General features: G+C 31.7%; 23 protein-coding genes. 3 read left to right on the top strand and 20 right to left on the bottom strand.

Going from position 1 to position 16,398, the window contains the following annotated elements; translation table 11 throughout:
* Positions 1-85 (top strand): IS3 family transposase (locus tag K0040_RS14680; protein ID WP_228109180.1); only part of this gene is annotated, 85 nt, incomplete at its 5' end.
* Positions 86-170: 85 nt separating this feature from the next.
* On the opposite strand, the gene cysS is transcribed toward K0040_RS14680, so the two are convergent.
* Complete coding sequence (gene cysS / locus K0040_RS14675) at positions 171-1,583, bottom strand: cysteine--tRNA ligase (RefSeq protein ID WP_228109515.1); 1,413 nt, start codon at positions 1,581-1,583, stop codon at positions 171-173.
* Between the two features lie 308 nt (positions 1,584-1,891).
* Positions 1,892-2,182 carry a class I SAM-dependent methyltransferase gene (locus tag K0040_RS21115; protein WP_228109517.1) on the bottom strand — a complete coding sequence of 97 codons (291 nt, stop codon included), beginning with the start codon at positions 2,180-2,182 and terminating at the stop codon, positions 1,892-1,894.
* An 89-nt stretch (positions 2,183-2,271) separates the two neighbouring features.
* Between K0040_RS21115 and istA the strand changes: the two genes are divergently transcribed.
* Positions 2,272-3,825 (top strand): IS21 family transposase, encoded by a 1,554-nt coding sequence (gene istA, locus K0040_RS14665; protein WP_228109514.1) that lies wholly within the window; start codon positions 2,272-2,274, stop codon positions 3,823-3,825.
* Positions 3,815-4,591: an IS21-like element helper ATPase IstB gene (gene istB, locus K0040_RS14660; RefSeq protein WP_228109513.1), complete on the top strand. Its 777-nt coding sequence runs from the start codon at positions 3,815-3,817 to the stop codon at positions 4,589-4,591. The genes istA and istB overlap by 11 nt, the downstream gene beginning before the upstream one ends.
* Before the next feature lie 126 nt (positions 4,592-4,717).
* On the opposite strand, the gene K0040_RS14655 is transcribed toward istB, so the two are convergent.
* The 18 genes from K0040_RS14655 to K0040_RS14570 form a co-directional block, all read right to left on the bottom strand.
* Positions 4,718-4,951, bottom strand: coding sequence for a class I SAM-dependent methyltransferase (locus tag K0040_RS14655; RefSeq protein WP_228109512.1), 234 nt, complete (start codon positions 4,949-4,951; stop codon positions 4,718-4,720).
* 288 nt (positions 4,952-5,239) lie between these two features.
* Positions 5,240-5,461 carry a hypothetical protein gene (locus K0040_RS14650; protein ID WP_228109511.1) on the bottom strand — a complete coding sequence of 74 codons (222 nt, stop codon included), beginning with the start codon at positions 5,459-5,461 and terminating at the stop codon, positions 5,240-5,242.
* Between the two features lie 426 nt (positions 5,462-5,887).
* The gene (locus K0040_RS14645; RefSeq protein WP_228109510.1) at positions 5,888-6,781 is read right to left on the bottom strand and encodes a GNAT family N-acetyltransferase; all 894 of its coding nucleotides are present in this window, start codon (positions 6,779-6,781) and stop codon (positions 5,888-5,890) included.
* Between the two features lie 175 nt (positions 6,782-6,956).
* On the bottom strand, positions 6,957-7,802 hold the full coding sequence (locus tag K0040_RS14640; protein WP_228109509.1) for a GNAT family N-acetyltransferase: 846 nt from the start codon (positions 7,800-7,802) through the stop codon (positions 6,957-6,959).
* A gap of 74 nt (positions 7,803-7,876) precedes the next feature.
* Positions 7,877-8,419 carry a GNAT family N-acetyltransferase gene (locus tag K0040_RS14635; RefSeq protein WP_228109508.1) on the bottom strand — a complete coding sequence of 181 codons (543 nt, stop codon included), beginning with the start codon at positions 8,417-8,419 and terminating at the stop codon, positions 7,877-7,879.
* A 17-nt stretch (positions 8,420-8,436) separates the two neighbouring features.
* Positions 8,437-9,054 (bottom strand): TetR/AcrR family transcriptional regulator, encoded by a 618-nt coding sequence (locus tag K0040_RS14630; RefSeq protein ID WP_228109507.1) that lies wholly within the window; start codon positions 9,052-9,054, stop codon positions 8,437-8,439.
* Between the two features lie 207 nt (positions 9,055-9,261).
* Positions 9,262-9,966 carry an MBL fold metallo-hydrolase gene (locus K0040_RS14625; protein ID WP_228109506.1) on the bottom strand — a complete coding sequence of 235 codons (705 nt, stop codon included), beginning with the start codon at positions 9,964-9,966 and terminating at the stop codon, positions 9,262-9,264.
* 592 nt (positions 9,967-10,558) lie between these two features.
* Positions 10,559-10,846: a P-loop NTPase family protein gene (locus K0040_RS14620; RefSeq protein WP_228109505.1), complete on the bottom strand. Its 288-nt coding sequence runs from the start codon at positions 10,844-10,846 to the stop codon at positions 10,559-10,561.
* 39 nt (positions 10,847-10,885) lie between these two features.
* Positions 10,886-11,404: a UvrD-helicase domain-containing protein gene (locus tag K0040_RS14615; RefSeq protein ID WP_228109504.1), complete on the bottom strand. Its 519-nt coding sequence runs from the start codon at positions 11,402-11,404 to the stop codon at positions 10,886-10,888.
* Positions 11,405-11,437: 33 nt separating this feature from the next.
* Positions 11,438-11,665 carry a UvrD-helicase domain-containing protein gene (locus K0040_RS14610; protein ID WP_228109503.1) on the bottom strand — a complete coding sequence of 76 codons (228 nt, stop codon included), beginning with the start codon at positions 11,663-11,665 and terminating at the stop codon, positions 11,438-11,440.
* Positions 11,662-11,964 (bottom strand): hypothetical protein, encoded by a 303-nt coding sequence (locus tag K0040_RS14605; RefSeq protein ID WP_228109502.1) that lies wholly within the window; start codon positions 11,962-11,964, stop codon positions 11,662-11,664. Before K0040_RS14605 ends, K0040_RS14610 begins: the two co-directional genes overlap by 4 nt.
* A 72-nt stretch (positions 11,965-12,036) precedes the next feature.
* Positions 12,037-12,405, bottom strand: a complete 369-nt coding sequence (locus K0040_RS14600) for a hypothetical protein (protein WP_228109501.1) — start codon at positions 12,403-12,405, stop codon at positions 12,037-12,039.
* A 48-nt stretch (positions 12,406-12,453) separates the two neighbouring features.
* A complete protein-coding gene (locus K0040_RS14595) occupies positions 12,454-12,816 on the bottom strand; it encodes a hypothetical protein (RefSeq protein ID WP_228109500.1) in 363 nt (120 codons plus the stop codon).
* A gap of 102 nt (positions 12,817-12,918) precedes the next feature.
* Complete coding sequence (locus K0040_RS14590) at positions 12,919-13,158, bottom strand: hypothetical protein (protein ID WP_228109499.1); 240 nt, start codon at positions 13,156-13,158, stop codon at positions 12,919-12,921.
* 50 nt (positions 13,159-13,208) lie between these two features.
* A complete protein-coding gene (locus K0040_RS14585; RefSeq protein ID WP_228109498.1) occupies positions 13,209-13,724 on the bottom strand; it encodes a CPBP family glutamic-type intramembrane protease in 516 nt (171 codons plus the stop codon).
* Positions 13,725-13,816: 92 nt separating this feature from the next.
* A complete protein-coding gene (locus K0040_RS14580) occupies positions 13,817-14,731 on the bottom strand; it encodes a sensor histidine kinase (protein ID WP_228109497.1) in 915 nt (304 codons plus the stop codon).
* Positions 14,732-14,746: 15 nt separating this feature from the next.
* Positions 14,747-15,481, bottom strand: coding sequence for an ABC transporter permease (locus K0040_RS14575; protein ID WP_228109496.1), 735 nt, complete (start codon positions 15,479-15,481; stop codon positions 14,747-14,749).
* Positions 15,474-16,397, bottom strand: coding sequence for an ATP-binding cassette domain-containing protein (locus K0040_RS14570; protein ID WP_228109495.1), 924 nt, complete (start codon positions 16,395-16,397; stop codon positions 15,474-15,476). Before K0040_RS14570 ends, K0040_RS14575 begins: the two co-directional genes overlap by 8 nt.
* Between the last annotated feature and the right edge of the window lies 1 nt (position 16,398).

Genomic DNA, 16,398 nt, shown 5'->3' with positions numbered 1-16,398 from the left:
TTACTACAATAATTATAGATATCAGTGGAATTTGAAAAAGCTGACTCCTATTCAATATAGAAATCAGCTTTTAATGGCGGCTTAGCCACTCTTTTTTTCTAGTGTCCTTGACAAAGGGTCCACTTTACTTTAACCGTATCTCCTCTATTTTCACTAAAGGTAAACCAGTTTTATATAACCTTCCATATAGTTCCATCCATTGAGTCTACTAATTCTATATTACTCTCTAGAAGAATATTTCTTATTTCATCTGCCCTAACCCAGTTCTTTTCATTTCTTGCCTTATTTCTCTCCAAAATAAGCATCTGAATATATTCTTCATCAACATTGTCACTATTTGTTGTCTCTTCATCTATAGTGAGATTTAGTGAAAATACTTTATCGAAATCCTCTATCAAGTAAACCTTTTCAGTGTTATTTAAAATATTATCCTTTATAACTTCGGCCAACACTGTAAAGGCATTTGCTATATTCAAATCATTACCTATTTGGGTTGCAAATTTATCCTGATATTCTTTTATTTTACCCTTATCTACTACTTCGCCATTGGTTTTACCCTCAACAATATTGTTAATTCTACTCCTTAGCTTTTTAAAAGCTTTCTGAGATTCTGTCAAACTTTCAAAGCTAAATACAAGTTGTTTCCTATACCTTGACTGAAGACAGAAATGTCTATAGTCTAAGGGACTGTAGCCTTCTTCAATAAGCCTTGAAAGAGTTAGAAAATCTCCGCTTGATTTTGACATTTTCCCATTATCAAATACTAGAAACTCCCCATGCATCCAATAGTTAACCCATTTATGGCCTCTAGCACTTTCTGATTGAGCAATCTCATTCGTATGATGCACAGAAATATGATCTACTCCCCCACAGTGTATATCTATTCTATCACCTAAATATTTCATTGACATGGCAGAACACTCAATATGCCAACCCGGGAAACCTGTTCCCCAAGGTGATTCCCACTGCATTATTTGATTGGAAAACTTGGAGTTTGTAAACCACAATACAAAATCTAGGGGATTTTTCTTGAATGGGTCTACATCAACCCTACTTCCTGCCTCAAGCTCCTCTAGACTTAGATTGGCAAGCTTAGCGTAGTTCGGGTATTTTTCTATTGAAAAGTATACATTACCATTGGCTATATAAGTAAAACCCTTATCTTCCAGTACTTGAATAAAGTTAATCATATCCTCGATATGCTCTGTAGCTCGGCATATTATTGTAGGCGCTGTTATATTAAGAAGTTGACAGTCATTTAAAAAAGCATCTTCATAAAATTTTGCAATTTCCCATACAGTTTTCTTTTCTCTGATGGCTCCCAAAGCCATTTTATCTTCTCCTGTATCTGAATCAGATTCTAAATGTCCTACATCTGTTATATTCATAACATGCTTGACCTCTAAGCCCATGTACTCCATTGATTTTTTAAGGACATCTTCAAAAATATAGGTTCTAAGGTTGCCTATATGAGCATAATTATATACTGTTGGTCCACATGTATACAATTTTATCTTGCCTTTCTCTATAGGTATTACCTCTTCCTTTATTCCTGTTAAAGTGTTATAAACTGAAAATTTCATATCCTCTCCTCCTAATAAAGTATTGGAAGCAATTGTATCACACTATTTATAATAGATGAACAAAATATAAAACTATGCATCAAACTATCTTGATTTAATGTTTCTTTGCTCTTATAAATAAAAACTGAGGGTTCTTAGTTAATCTATCATATGTATTAGGATGTGCGATTTTGAATTCTATAAAATTGTACTTTTACCTTTCCATTATTAGTGTTCCATTCATCATCTAATAATTCAGTTAAAAAGTAATTCTCTTTATTAAATACTGTAAAATCCATAAAAGGATGATGGATAGAGATAATAAGTTGTCAATATCTTTTTAATATCCTATTAAATTCACTCATTACTAAATTCCAGCTTTTAATATAGTGAAGTTTCAATGATGATAAAATAACATCTATAGATTTATCTTCAATAAAATGCAATGGCTCATTTAGATCAGCTTTTATAACTTTAGCCTTATTTCCGACTCTTTTTTTAGTCATTTCTATCATATTTGGACTAAAATCTAGTGCTATTACACTTGCATCTGAATATTGCCTTCCAAATAGACCAGTCGTGCCTACTTTTGGACCACCCTGGGCCTCATAGTAGACCAGTCAGTGCCTTTAAATAGACCACTTGTATAGATCTCCTGTATAATTAGATTGCATGCTTAGCATGACTAAATTATACAGGAGGTTTTTTTATGATTCAGTATCGAAGGATATTGGAGCTTCACCTAAAGGAAACATCTCAAAGAACCATTAGCTCAAGTGTCGGGCATTCAAGGCAAACTGTTTCAGATGTAATTCAAAATGCTGAGAAATTAGGTTTGATTGAACTGACTGATGACATGAACAATCAATGGCTAGAGGAATTCTTGTTCCCAGAAAAATTAGCTGTGGCCAAGGGATATTTCCCCGTGGATTGGGAGGAGGTCCACAAGGAACTGCAAAAGAAAAATATTACACTAAAATTACTTCACAATGAATATTCCCAGCTTGCTAGGGATAGTAACAAGATTCCCTATGCCTACAGAACTTTTTGTAGACACTATGGAAAATATGCAAAGAAATATAAGTTAACCATGCCAATTAGGCGAAAGCCCGGTGAAATTATGGAGGTGGATTGGGCTGGAAACACTTTGAACATTAAGGATCCATCTACTGGTGAGAACTTAACTGTGTATGTATTTGTAGCCACCTTACCATATAGTCAGATATTTTATGCTGAGGGATTTTTAAATATGAAATCCCCAAGTTGGTTAACTGCCCATATTAATGCATTTGAGTATTTTGATGGGGTAACTGAAGTTTTAGTTCCTGATAATTTAAAAACAGGAGTCAGTAAGCCCAAAAGAGCAGAGCCTGTACTAAATGAATCTTACCGGCAACTGGCTAACTATTATGGATTTACTATTGTACCTGCCCGTGTCAGGAAGCCTAAGGACAAACCTAGTGTTGAGGGGAATGTTGGTTATATTTCCAGGCAAATCATAGCTGCTTTAAGAAATTACCAATACTTTAGCCTTGCAAAACTAAATGAGAAGATATTAGCAGAAGTCAATAAGTTAAATAATGAGGAGTTTCAAAAAAGAGAAGGCTCTAGAAGAAAAGTCTTTGAGGAAGAGGAAAAAGAAAAACTAATTCCTCTTCCTTATCCTAGATATCAGCTGGCAGAATGGAGGACTGCAAAGGTTCAATTAAACTATCATATCCAAGTGAACCGCATGTACTACTCAGTCCCTTATGAATACGTCCAAAGCCAAGTTGATGTTAGGATTAGTAAAGACTTAATTGAAGTATACTTCAAAGATATGAGAATTGCATCCCATAAAATACTTTTAGGAGAAATTGGAAGATATTCAACTAATCCAGATCATATGCCAGATAACCACAGAAAGTACCTTGAACATACTCCAGATCAAATAAAAAAATGGGCTAATGCCAAGGGAGATAGTGTCAATGACTTTGTGGATTATATGTTAAATAATCATGCTGAGAAGAAGGCTTTAGATATTTTGTTATCCTTTAAGAACCTAGAAAGATATTATTCTGATGACTTCGTTGAAAAGGCTTGTCAGACCCTGATGACCATTTCACATGCCCCTAGCCTGGCTGTTCTAAAGACCATATTAAAGCGTATGAAAGAAAAAGAAAAATCAAGGATGGATGGATCCATTAATGAAACTACTACAGATAGAGACTATGGATTTGTAAGGGGAGCCAAATACTTTGGAGGTGCAAAAAATGAGAAATAAAGAAACTATGCGAAAGCTACTAGAAATGCGTCTAAGTGGTATGGTTGAAATTTATGAGGAGCAAACTAGAAATTTAGACTACGAAAAAATGACATTTGATCAACGGTTCAACTTAATTGTAGATTATGAGTATTCCCGCCGACAATCTAATAAATTAAATAGATTAATTAAACAGGCAAGATTTAGCGATTCAACAGCTGCTATTGAAGACATCGAGTATCATCCTGATCGCCATTTAGATAAGGACTTAATACTTGAGTTAGCAAGCTGTAACTATATAAAAGAAAAACATAATATAATATTAATGGGGGCCTCAGGTAATGGTAAGACTTGGATTTCAAATGCATTTGGAGTACAGGCCTGTCGTCAACATTTCAAAGTCAGATACCTACGTTTACCAGAGCTAATAGATGAACTGGAGGCTGCAAAATACGCTGCGGATGGCAGCTACCGTAAAATTGTTTCTAAGTATAAAAAGATAGAACTATTAATCATTGATGAATGGCTACTTACACCCATATCCCAAAATCAAGCTATTCATGTATTTGAGATTATTGAGGCAAGACTGAGGAATGCCTCTACAATATTTTGCTCTCAATATGCACCAGAGGGCTGGCACTCTAAGATTGAAAATGTTCAAATAGCAGATGCTATACTAGATCGGATTGTTCATGACTCCTATCAAATACTAATAGATGGGGAGGTTTCCATGAGGGAAAGACATGGTATTAATAGTCAAAGGGTAAGGAAACCTGATAGAATATAAATTGCTGTGGCAGGCCACAATCTCAGGCCTGCCATAGTTTGGTCTAGTATCGGGCACTAGCTGGCCTAATACTAGGCACTAGTTGGTCTGAAAATAGGCACAGGTGGTCTAATATGAAGGCAATACTCATGCATCCTCCTCTAATAGCCATTTAGTATACCACCCCGCCGCACAACCTGCATCTAAAATCTTCTTGCCTCTTACTTGTGGAAGTAATGATATAGTTGCAGGTCTTTCATAGTATGCATTGAATGGTTTTATATCTACATACTTAAAATAATATTCAGCCATTTCTTCATAAGAATTAAGTGGAACAGAGTCTTTATTTATAGCTTGTTCCTCCTGTGATATGCTACTCAATACGCTCCCCCCAAATGTCACACATTTTTAACATATGTACATTATATTATATAATTCATCGGCTAATCTATCAACCAATAACATCATATTTTAAACTCTATTTTTTCCAAAGTTAATTGTAAAACTAAATTAGACCCCTTTTTGCCTAAGAGTCTAATTTAGTCTTACAAATCTATGGGTCTAATTTATGAGAATATAAGAGCCCTTTTCATTGAATTTTTTAAAAATAAAACCTTCGAATAATTATTAATTTGAAAGCTTTAATTTTAAAATTTATATAATTAATTACTACCTATTTTCCCAATGCCTCTTTGCATTATTAAACATTTCATCTAAAGACATATCATCAAATATTTCATCTTCTAGTTTCAAATAATCTTCTTTACTTATTCCTTCGGAGTGGCGTATAAATCGTAAAAATCCAGAATACCCTAGTTCCTTTATTAATGCCCTAGAGCCTTTCTCTATTATTTCTCTATCTGTGAACTTGCTTTTTTCATTCAATAACATCGATATCCATCTCCTTTCTTAGAAAATCTATAGAATTATATAGTTTAATGTTTTTAATTGTTTCCTTCAAATCATCTTTATCTTTAGTATTTGATTTCATAACTATATCTTTAGCTATTTCATTGATTCTATCATTAGGTTCTATTACCTGACTACATAAGCTAGAAATAGATTTTGGATAGGTTACACTAGATAGGACAGGTTTTCTCCGAACATGATATAATAATATTAGGAGGAGAAAATCATGTCAAACCCACTTCAAACATAATTCTCTTATTTCGGTTTTTTTCACGTTAATTCCTCTATCAATATCAAACTCATCAAGTGAATCTTTTATATATGGAAAGTCATTGTTATTGAGAACACGGTACATGGTGCTTACCATATTAACTTATGCTTCAAGTAATTCTGTAGATGATTATTAGTCTATCTTTTTTCTTTCCACAAAGTAGCCATTAGAAATGGGCGAAACCCAATACTATAATAGAACTGTTGTTGTGAACCTACTATAACCTTTTTTGCTCCTAGCTCTCTAACACGCCTGATTCCCTCCAAAACTGCTGCCTTTCCTAAACCCATCTTGCGGTAATCAGGATCCGTAGCCACAGGCTCAACTACTGCAAAACCTGCATCTTTGTCATACCACATTCCACAGTAAGAGACGAAGTTACCATCTGGCGCAATCACAGCTATCTTCAAATCTAAGTCCACATTGATCCGAATCATCGATTTTCTCGCCTCCTGCTCTTCTTCTTCAGAAAACTTTAGCTCACCATCACCCTTCAACTCATGGTTAAATCCCCTCCATAAAACGCGCCTGTATTGATATAAGTCAAAGGTGTCCTTCATAGTAGTAATATAAAATCCCTCAGGCATTTCATATTCTACGGACGTCTTATCCAAATAAAAAAACGAATCGAATTCTTTATCCTGTGTAGCAACAAAGCCAAGTTCAGCTGCAATATCCTGAAATTCCAGGTCAATATCCCTTATAATAATGCTAAATTCCCCATCCTTTGATAGATTATCTTTTGCATATATAAGCATCTCTTTTTTTAGGTACTCATACCCCGGTAAAGTTAAGCAAAAGGCTTCTCCAGGCCTGGTATCAAAAGTCGCAACCCCTACAACTTTCTTTTCATCCTCCCACAAGCCTATCTTACCTACCGCAGATTTATCTAAAGAATAATGGGTTGTCATCCAATCCCATCTAGTGTATTCAAATTCTGCATGCCCCAATTTTATAAAGAATTCCCTTACCTTATGATAATCTTCTGTAATACCTGGTTGTTTAGTGTAATTTCTAAATAGTATTGACATCTGTATACCCCCATTAAATATTATTATAATAAAAAGAAGTACTCCTTCTCCATTTGTAAAAGAAATTATAGATGCCGCTCTAGAAAGTCATGCACTTTAGATAGATGGCGATGACATGATAAAACGATTTTTTAAAGTGGTTTTCATCATAAGCTACAATACTAACAAACTAAAATTATAAACACAATATCATTTCATATTGAGTAATAAAATTCTTAAAACCCAATTTAACTAAAAAGTCTTGCATTGATTTCATTTGACCATCTATATTAAGAATACTAATATTTTGAGATTCGGTATTCTTTACTAAGTCAGATATTAAACTTGTTGCAATCCCTCTACACCTAAAATTTCTATCTACAGCTATTTGTGGTATATCGCCAGTTTTTTTATCAATAATACCATAGCCAACAATAGTATCACTAAAACGTACAATTGAATATAAAAAAGAATCTGAAATTGCATTAACTGAATCAATAGAGTTTTGCCATGATGGATTAAAGTCCCAAAATTGAACTAATTGATTTAAATCAATCTTATTGGTATGTTCAACTTTATGATTAATTATAAAATTATATTGACTTCTATTTATCCGAAAACATTCTAACTCTCTTTGGATTTCAAAGTTTTGCTTTTTATAAAGATTCACTGCAGATTGATTAGACTTTATCACTTCTAATACATATTCCTTTACATTCTTTTCTTTAATTAAATCCTTGATATCTGCAAGTATATTATCGATTACTCCTTGTCTTCTATATTGTCTTACGACACCTGTTCCAAGGTCATATACTGCCAGCTTTCCATTCAAAATTCTACATCCATTCATAACAAATCCAATCAATGTTTCATTTACAAATGCTCCTATAGACATTTCTGGAACATAACCCCTTCTTAGGAGCATTTGTTCAAACTTCCATATTGGCATTTCTATCTTGACTTGATAATCAGAAAATGCATCTATAAATGCTTTATGAATAATTTCTATGCTAGTATTATCTAAAGTTTTATAGTTAAACATTATATTCTATCCTTTCTAAGTCTATGGCGACTTTGTTTTTGCAATTTTTTACACTCTATAGCCGAATCTTACTGTTATTTTATCTTTTCTACGTATTCATTTTGCATAATTGACATATGAATGATATCGTGCCATTTTCCATTACGAAAGATACTCTCTCTAGATTTTCCTTCCTGCTGAAATCCTAGTTTCTCATATAGTTTTATAGCCCTGCTATTAAAGGAGAAAACTCTTAGATATATCCGATGTAAGTTCATCTCTAAAAATCCAAAATCAAGTAGTAATTTCATAGCTTCTGCTCCATATCCCTTACCCCATGACTCCTTATCTCCAATATCAATAATACATTCGGCATTACGATTTTTATTATCTATATTAATTAAAGAAGTAATTCCAATTGGTTTCTTAGATTCCTTATCAACTATAATATAGCACTTTGAAGAGTGAGATCCTAATATGACTTGTGTCACAAATTCTTCTGTTTCTTCAATATGATAAACATCTAACATCGGTGCAGTAGACTGCATAACTTCTAAATCATTTCTCCATTTATGGTAAACCTCTATATCTTGTACTGTCATTTTCCGTAAAGTTATTCTAGTTGATTGAAATAGCATAATATCACTCCTTTTTATTATTTAATTGGGCATAGTATGTTTTCTAATGTGAAAATTACTACATCTATTTGATCATTTACTTCTGTTACCTCCATGCCTAAATTAAAGGTATCTAGCATTAATCCATCAAAAAATGAAATTATATATAGAGCGACTGCTTTAGATGACTTATGAGAATAAAATTCCTTTTTTTCAATTCCTCTATCTATAAAATTTGTTATTGAAGACACTAATCTCTCATATCTCTTTATAACATATGGATTGCTTGTTTTCTTTGATTCATGGTACTTTGTTAAAAAGAATTCTGTTTTGCAGAGTAGGAACTTGTTATTAGTCGATAAAATATTTCTTTGTTGTAGTCTAATCCAATCTATTAATTGGTCCCAAAAAGAAGATACTCCCTCTCTTTCAAAATATATAATATCCTTTTCATCCTCTAATTTAAGAAGCTCCTCAAATATATGCTCAATATTATTGAAGTAAGAATATATAGCACCTCTTGATATGCCTGCTTCCACTATAATATCTTGCATAGTAGCTTTTAAATACCCTTTTTTTATAAATACATTCTTTGCAGATTGAAGTATCTCAAGTTCTTTATTCCTTTTATATTGATTACTCACCTTTGGAGACATGTAAATTCTCCTCCTTAATTTCATTAGTTATCTTGTCTACTACAATTAAAATAGACATTGGTGTCGTTTTTGATTATAAACGACACCAATGTCTATGTCAATATATTTTAAAATTAGTTTCAATTTTATCCTTCATTTATAATTATAAAATTAAAATAGATTACTTTTTTTGCTATACATTCTAATTTAGTCATAAAAATAATTATATTACCTAGTTGCGGATCTAACTAATTTTCCTCCATGGTAGCAATAATAATTATCTACATTCATAGATATAATCTTTTCTAATGAATTTTCGGCTAAATTTAGGTCAAGTGTAAATTGCGGATTTGCAATTACCAATTCACCATTTTCTATAACTGCCGCATCACCTGTTACAATGGAATTAGTCTTTGTTAAAAATAATGAAATATGACCCGGCATATGTCCAGGAGTAAATATGACCTGACACCCTCCTGCCCAGTCAAAATTATCTCCATCTTTAACCACTATATCTACATTGACAGGTTTAACTTTTCTTAAAGTTTCACAGAATTCAATTCCAAATTGTTTCTGTTCTTCTGGCATGACCTTTAGTACTTCCTCTGCTTGCAACAGTCTAAGTGATTTCCTTTTACCAGAAATATACTCACTCTCTATTTCACTTGATACTACCTTAATATGTGGATATTTTTCTTTGATTTCATATAAAGCTCCCATATGGTCATTGTCATGATGTGTAATCAATACTTTGGTCAGCGAATTAGGATCTATACCTTTTGATTTCATCTCATCTTCCAAAAAAGATAAAAAATTAGGATAACCACAATCAACTAAAACAACATCATTTTTACTTATTAATAAAACCGGATTTATAGTTTGAATTTCATTTCCATAATCAAAATTAATATCTAGCATTACTATTTTATTCATTTAATTTCAGCTCCTTTCTATAAATACAAGTTTAATTTAATATAATTATTATTTATATTTTTCATCTTAAACTCCTAAATAAATATTATAAATATTATCTAGTTTCCTACCCCTCTTTTTACTACTTTTACTTTACCATCACTTAAATTACCCTATGTCATCTATAAAACACCCTATTTTAAAGGGTCAAAAAACGGTGTTTTTCCACTGTTTTTTGACCGAAATTCTATCCTTAAACCACTATATGTTGTGGTCAAATCCCATTATCCCTCCCTTGAACCACAATACGTCATCAGAATTATACTCTCAACGTGCCTTGAGAGTATAATAATGATGTCGTAAGTTGATATTATCCCCTTGGTGGCAAGGTGTATTTCAAAAATGTCCTATATTCTTCCCTGAAGCAAAACTTTTATTGTCTACATTAATTCTTAATTGTTTTACAACTTTAAAATTTGTAAACAACTACACCCTCAAATATCAATTATTTGAAGGCTTAATTCATTACAAATTATTATATATACATTTCTATCTCATGCTTTAGCATCTTTGTTATATCACAATATTATACTTCTTTTATAAATAGCTCGAGTTATTTATAAAAGAAGTATAATATATCTGTTTTTACATTGTTTTTGCATACTATTGCTACACTATGTCTTGCCCTAGTTACTGCAACATAAAACTTGCATTTTATCTCAAAATTATCTAATTCTTCATTATTAAACAACCAATTCTCTATCTTTGCTGTCGGGTAAATTAATACATGATCAAATGTCCCCCCTTTTGATTCCCCAAAGTTCTTGGATTTATAATTGAGATTTACATTCTTAGCTCTGGAATACCTTAGTTGAATTGGCTTATATTCCTCTAGATACATCGTAATATCTTTCTCTCTTACAAGAAAAACTCCTTTATGTTAATTGGTTTCTGTTTGCAAAGATTTGAATTTTGGATAATCTGTAAATATTCTATTTGCAAAATCGCATATAATTTGATTATTACGCCAACTTCCTCTAAGAGTTTCATTATCAATGTTAAAAGCTAAACTCTTACATTCACTTATAATAAAATCCTCAATTTTACCATTTGCATACTTTTTGTATTTCTGTGGAAAATGTGTATGATACGTTACTTGTCTAGGATCTCCTGCCATTTTAATTACAGAATCTGTTTTAAACAGTAGTTTTATGAATTCTAAATCGTATCCTGCCATATCTTGAATTTCATCGATGAATATATATCTGAATAATGCTGATATCCTATCTATAACACATCCATCACTTGCTTCATTACATCTAACCACAAATTTAGAAAGTTTATCGGAATAAATTTTATAATCCTTACTAAAATAATGTTTATCTATATCATTTTCTCCATAATATGAAATGAATTTTCCTCTTCTACTCTTTATGCCTGATTTTTCATTTACTAACAACAATCCTCTTATTTTTTTATCAGTAAGTTTTCCCTAATATGGCTTTTCACCATGTTCAATAGGAAATGAAAACCAAGTCCTAATTGTTACATGGGAAGGTATAACACCATTATTTAATTCATAAAATTTCTTTTTTATCTCTTCTTTATTTTCTTCTGTAAAAGTTGTAATTAACACAGTTTCATTGCAGCTAATAGCTTCTTCTACAAACAGCGTTGTTTTTCCAGCACCTGCAGATGCTATTAAAAGTTGGTTTTTCATAAGATTGCCCTCATAATATAATCTGGATATTCTATATTTCTTTCAGAAGAAAATATTTTTAAAGCACAATCAGTTTTATTAGCTTTCATAAATTTATGTAGCTCATCATCACTTTCATAGTTGGTGTTAAATACTGAATTTAATATTTTTAAACTGTTGGCTCTTAATATAGAAGGTTCTAAGGTGTTATAGTTAAAAGGCTTATCCTTTTTCCCTAAAGTTAGATTGCCTTCATATTCATTTTCATCATAGCAAATTTCAATATTATCTTTTTTATTTTTATAAAATAAATGCACCAAGATTTTTATGTCTAAGTGCGTTATACATTATGTTGATATTCTCATATTTTTATTATGGCAAATAAAAATTAATCATAACTCTGAATCGATATTTATTTGACTCTCGATGAATGTTTTTGAAATAAGTATGGCTTGAATTATGTGTTGAAATCGCTTGAATTGCGAACTTCCTTTTTCATATTTATTTTGAGCTTTTGTAGTCTTATTTATAATTGAAACTATAGGAGGTAGGGCCTCTCTCAATTCTTTACTTGTATAATTTATTGTTTTATCACTTGACAAAAGAGACTTAGAAATATAGAGTGCTTTGATTCTATTTCTTAAGAGTGAATGTTGAGATGTCCCTTCTGAAAATTTAAGTTGCATTTTTTCACAATTACTAATGGTAGAGAATAGTAATGATATTGCTTTTTCTAATTCTTCTTTGCCGAATTCCATCATGGGCCCTCCTATCCAAATTGGAATTTGTCGTTACACAGATTATTCTCATTAGCTCTTGTTTTTCTTTTTCCGATATTTCATTATAATATCAATTGTAATACCTATACCAATAAATATCCAATAACTAACAATCCAAATTTGCCACCAATTACTTGAAGCTCCACCTGGATAAGTTATACTGTCAGTCTCAAATACTATCCCCAAAATATAGGATATTAGGTATCCGAGTGTTGCTGTAATTGTTGTTATTCTCATTTTAAAAATATAGGATATAATAAGTGCAAGTACACCTGCAAAACCTACAATGAATGTAGCATCGTTTCCTTTTGTCAATCTACTACAAATAAAATAGAATAAAATTGATAATAGCATTGATGAAACTATCCAAGTTAGATTCGATTTCTTTTTCATACTATTCATCCTTTCGTAAAATATAAAATCAGTACTACAAATTCCTATTTATCTATTTGATTATAAATAATACTTAAGTCCCAATATAAAAATGTGTCTTAATTAACTATTATTAATTGGAACTATTTCACTCCATTTGTGCTTAGGATAAATAAATTCTAAAGCAATAGTCCCTAGTATATACGGTAATAGATTGAAAGCAAAAAAACGAATGGCAAAGATTCCATTAACATCAAAATGACCATGCATTGGGTTTATTATTTGTGATGCAGTCATAATTACTGTATGAAATCCTATTGAAGTCCATACATTTCCCGACTTGGCTCTAATATAACCCAACATAAAACCATATCCAGGGATAAAGAGGAGTTGTTCCAAAGAATATATTGCTTCTACAAAGTATGCAAATAATGAAAAATCAGCGTTTGTATAATAACAGTTTTCAAATGTGGAAACATTGCATTTACATGACTATAAATGTATCCCCTCATTATAAGCTCTTCTGGAAATGCTTCTATTAAAAATACTGTTATATATAAAATTAAAGTACTCAATAAAAGTTGATTCAAGTTTGCTGTTACTGTTATTTCAGCCCAGCCAACTAGTAAGGCAATAACTAGACCAATCATTGCGGGTATAAACCAAAGGATTGTTCCGACAAAAAAGGAAATAACATTTGTACGTAAATCACTCATCCCAATCTGTCTCCAAGAAATTCGATTAGTTCTGCGTGTAGTATTGACAAGAATAAAGCTTAGAATCGTAATAGCTAAGCCAGTAAAGAAATGAATTGTAGAATTATACTCATCTCCTGAAAACATATTATTAAAGTATAGAATTAATCTCCAGATAAAAATTGAAAATAGTAATACTACTCCTATTTTAAGCATCATATTTTTTGCTTTCAATAATTTAACCTCCTCAGCAAAAATTGGCTTGTTATATCTTTTTTTCACATTTAACTACTTATATACATTATACAAGCGCTATAATCTTTTTTTCATTTAAAAATCTCCAATCTGTTGAAAGTTATGCTAATAACGAGAATTGAATCCTCAACCTCCGCCTTAATTTTACCATTCATCTTAGTAATAAGGTTTTTTACAATGGCTAAACCCAACCCCGTAGAACTCTTTGTTCTAGATTTATCGGCAGTATAAAAGCGCTGAAATAGTTTCTCAACATCTGTATTATCTATATCAGGTGCATAGTTCTTAAAACTAATACATACATGATTTTCTTCCTCTTTTGCTGAAATAGATATTTTTCTAGTTCCATGATTTAGATAGTTTTTTATTAGATTCTGAAAAACCCTTTTCAAGGCATCTTTGTCTGCATGAATATATATTGGATTAGAAGGTATTTGGATGCTGGGCTCTTCACATTTTGATAGAAAGTCATAATAAAACATAGAAATTACATCTGCAAGTACATTGTTTACATTAACTTTTTCAAATTGTAACACATACTCATCAGACTCAATTCTTGCAAACTCAAAAAACTCATCCAGCATTTTAACTAAAGTATCAATACGTCTTCTTATTATGTTATAATACTCAGCTTTTTTTTCTGCAGGAGTATTCTCTGACTCTAGCATCTGAACATATCCAGCAATAGAAGTAAGTGGAGTCCTCAAATCGTGAGAAATATTCGTTATTTCCTCTTTAAATTTGTGTTCAGCTTTTGAAATAGCTATCTTTTCAGTTTTATAATAGTTGATTAAATGATTTAATTGAATTGCTAATTCATTGATCTCCTTCACTTTAATTTGAAGATTAATCTTCTTATTTGTATCATGCTCTCTAATAAACTGTAGTCTATTAACTATAGATCTAATCTCTCTTTTATAAAGTAAAATATAGGCAGATAATACACCTATGACTAATATAAGCATTATAATTATTAACCAAAGCATAAACCTGCCTCCAATCTATTTGATATCCTGCTTTTTAAAGATAAATCCTCCTATACCTGAACATATAACTAGGTTGGATAAAGCGACTGCAGTTGTTATCCCTATATCCACTGCCTGTGGGTGGGGTATAGAGGTAGGGGAAAAATCCATAAGCAGTAAAATTCTTCCCCAAGAGCTATTTCCAATTATTGAACCTAGTATTAGGATAAAGAATATGCTAAAGGCCATTGTACCTCCTATATTTTTAATTAAAAATGCGATCATTAAAAATATAGATCCATAGGCTGTATATAATAGAGCTTGAATGAGAAACATTCGAACAAGTAATAGTAAGTCAACCATTGAAAAAGCTCCATATATGCCAAAAACAAAAATGGATGTAATTCCTATAGAAAAGATAGAGACGATCATAATTAAAATTGAACCCACAGATACTGTAATCAGTTTAGACAAGTAAATTTTCATGCGGCTAAAGCCTAAAGAAACAGAATCTTTAATGGTTCCTGTACTATACTCATTTGTGATAAGCATTGTAATAAATAAAGCTTGACATACAGGTATAAAATATGGTACCTGAAATAGCATATAGATCCAGTGAAAGGTACTTGGACTAAGCTGTTCTTTGGTATATGCTGAAGAGCTAAAGTCTATGATAATATAGGCTACAACAAGTGCAAGAATCCCCAGGCAAGTTAAAAAGGTCTTGCTGCGCTTTAATTTATAAAAATCGCTTCTCAATAGATTAAGCATAATGCCCACCTCCCATCAATTTCATAAAATACTCTTCCAAATCATCACCCTTGGATTCAATAGAATATATTTTAACATTATTTTTTGCAAGCTCAAGGCAGATTTCACCCGACATGTTCAATAAATCATAAACTAGAATAACATTGTCTGGCATTACCTCATAGTTTGCTGTTTTAAAGACATCTTCTAAAACCATTGAAGCCCTAGCACTGTCACTCACTCTTAAACTCAGGTATTTTCTGCATTTTAACTTCAATTCCTGATCTGTAAATTCTTCCACTAATGTACCATTATTTATTACTCCGTAGCGTGTTGCCATTTTAGACAACTCTCCTAATATATGACTTGAAATCAAAATGGTTATGCCCTGTTCTTCATTAAGTTTTTTTAAAAGCTTTCTCATCTCCACGATACCTTCAGGATCAAGTCCGTTTATGGGCTCATCAAGCACAAGAAAATCCGGATTACCAAGCAGGGCAAGGGCCAAACCCAGACGTTGTCTCATCCCTAGTGAAAAATGTTTAACCTTTTTCTTGCCTATATCATTTAATCCTACTACTTCCAATATGCTACCAATCATTTTTTTATCGGGTATTCCCAGTAGCTTACCTCTAAGTTCCATATTCTCATATCCAGTAAAGTCAGGATATAAAGCAGGGTGTTCAATTATACTTCCTATTCTATTTAACCCTGCATTCATATTTTTTTCACCTTTTCGTGAAAACAACTCAATTTCACCTTTTGTTGGTGTAACAAGCCCCGTAATCATTCTGATCATTGTTGTTTTACCAGCGCCGTTTCTACCAATAAAACCATATATATCTCCTTTTTTTATTTTCATATTTACATTATTAACTGCAGTATGATTCCCATACTGTTTTGTAAGCCCAAAAGTTTGTAATATATATTCAGCCAAC

Origin of the sequence: Terrisporobacter petrolearius (assembly GCF_020748185.1) — a bacterium.
Classification (GTDB): domain Bacteria; phylum Bacillota; class Clostridia; order Peptostreptococcales; family Peptostreptococcaceae; genus Terrisporobacter; species Terrisporobacter petrolearius.
The sequence above is the reverse complement of the archived record's forward strand: the minus strand, read 5'-3'. Positions and strand labels throughout refer to the sequence as shown.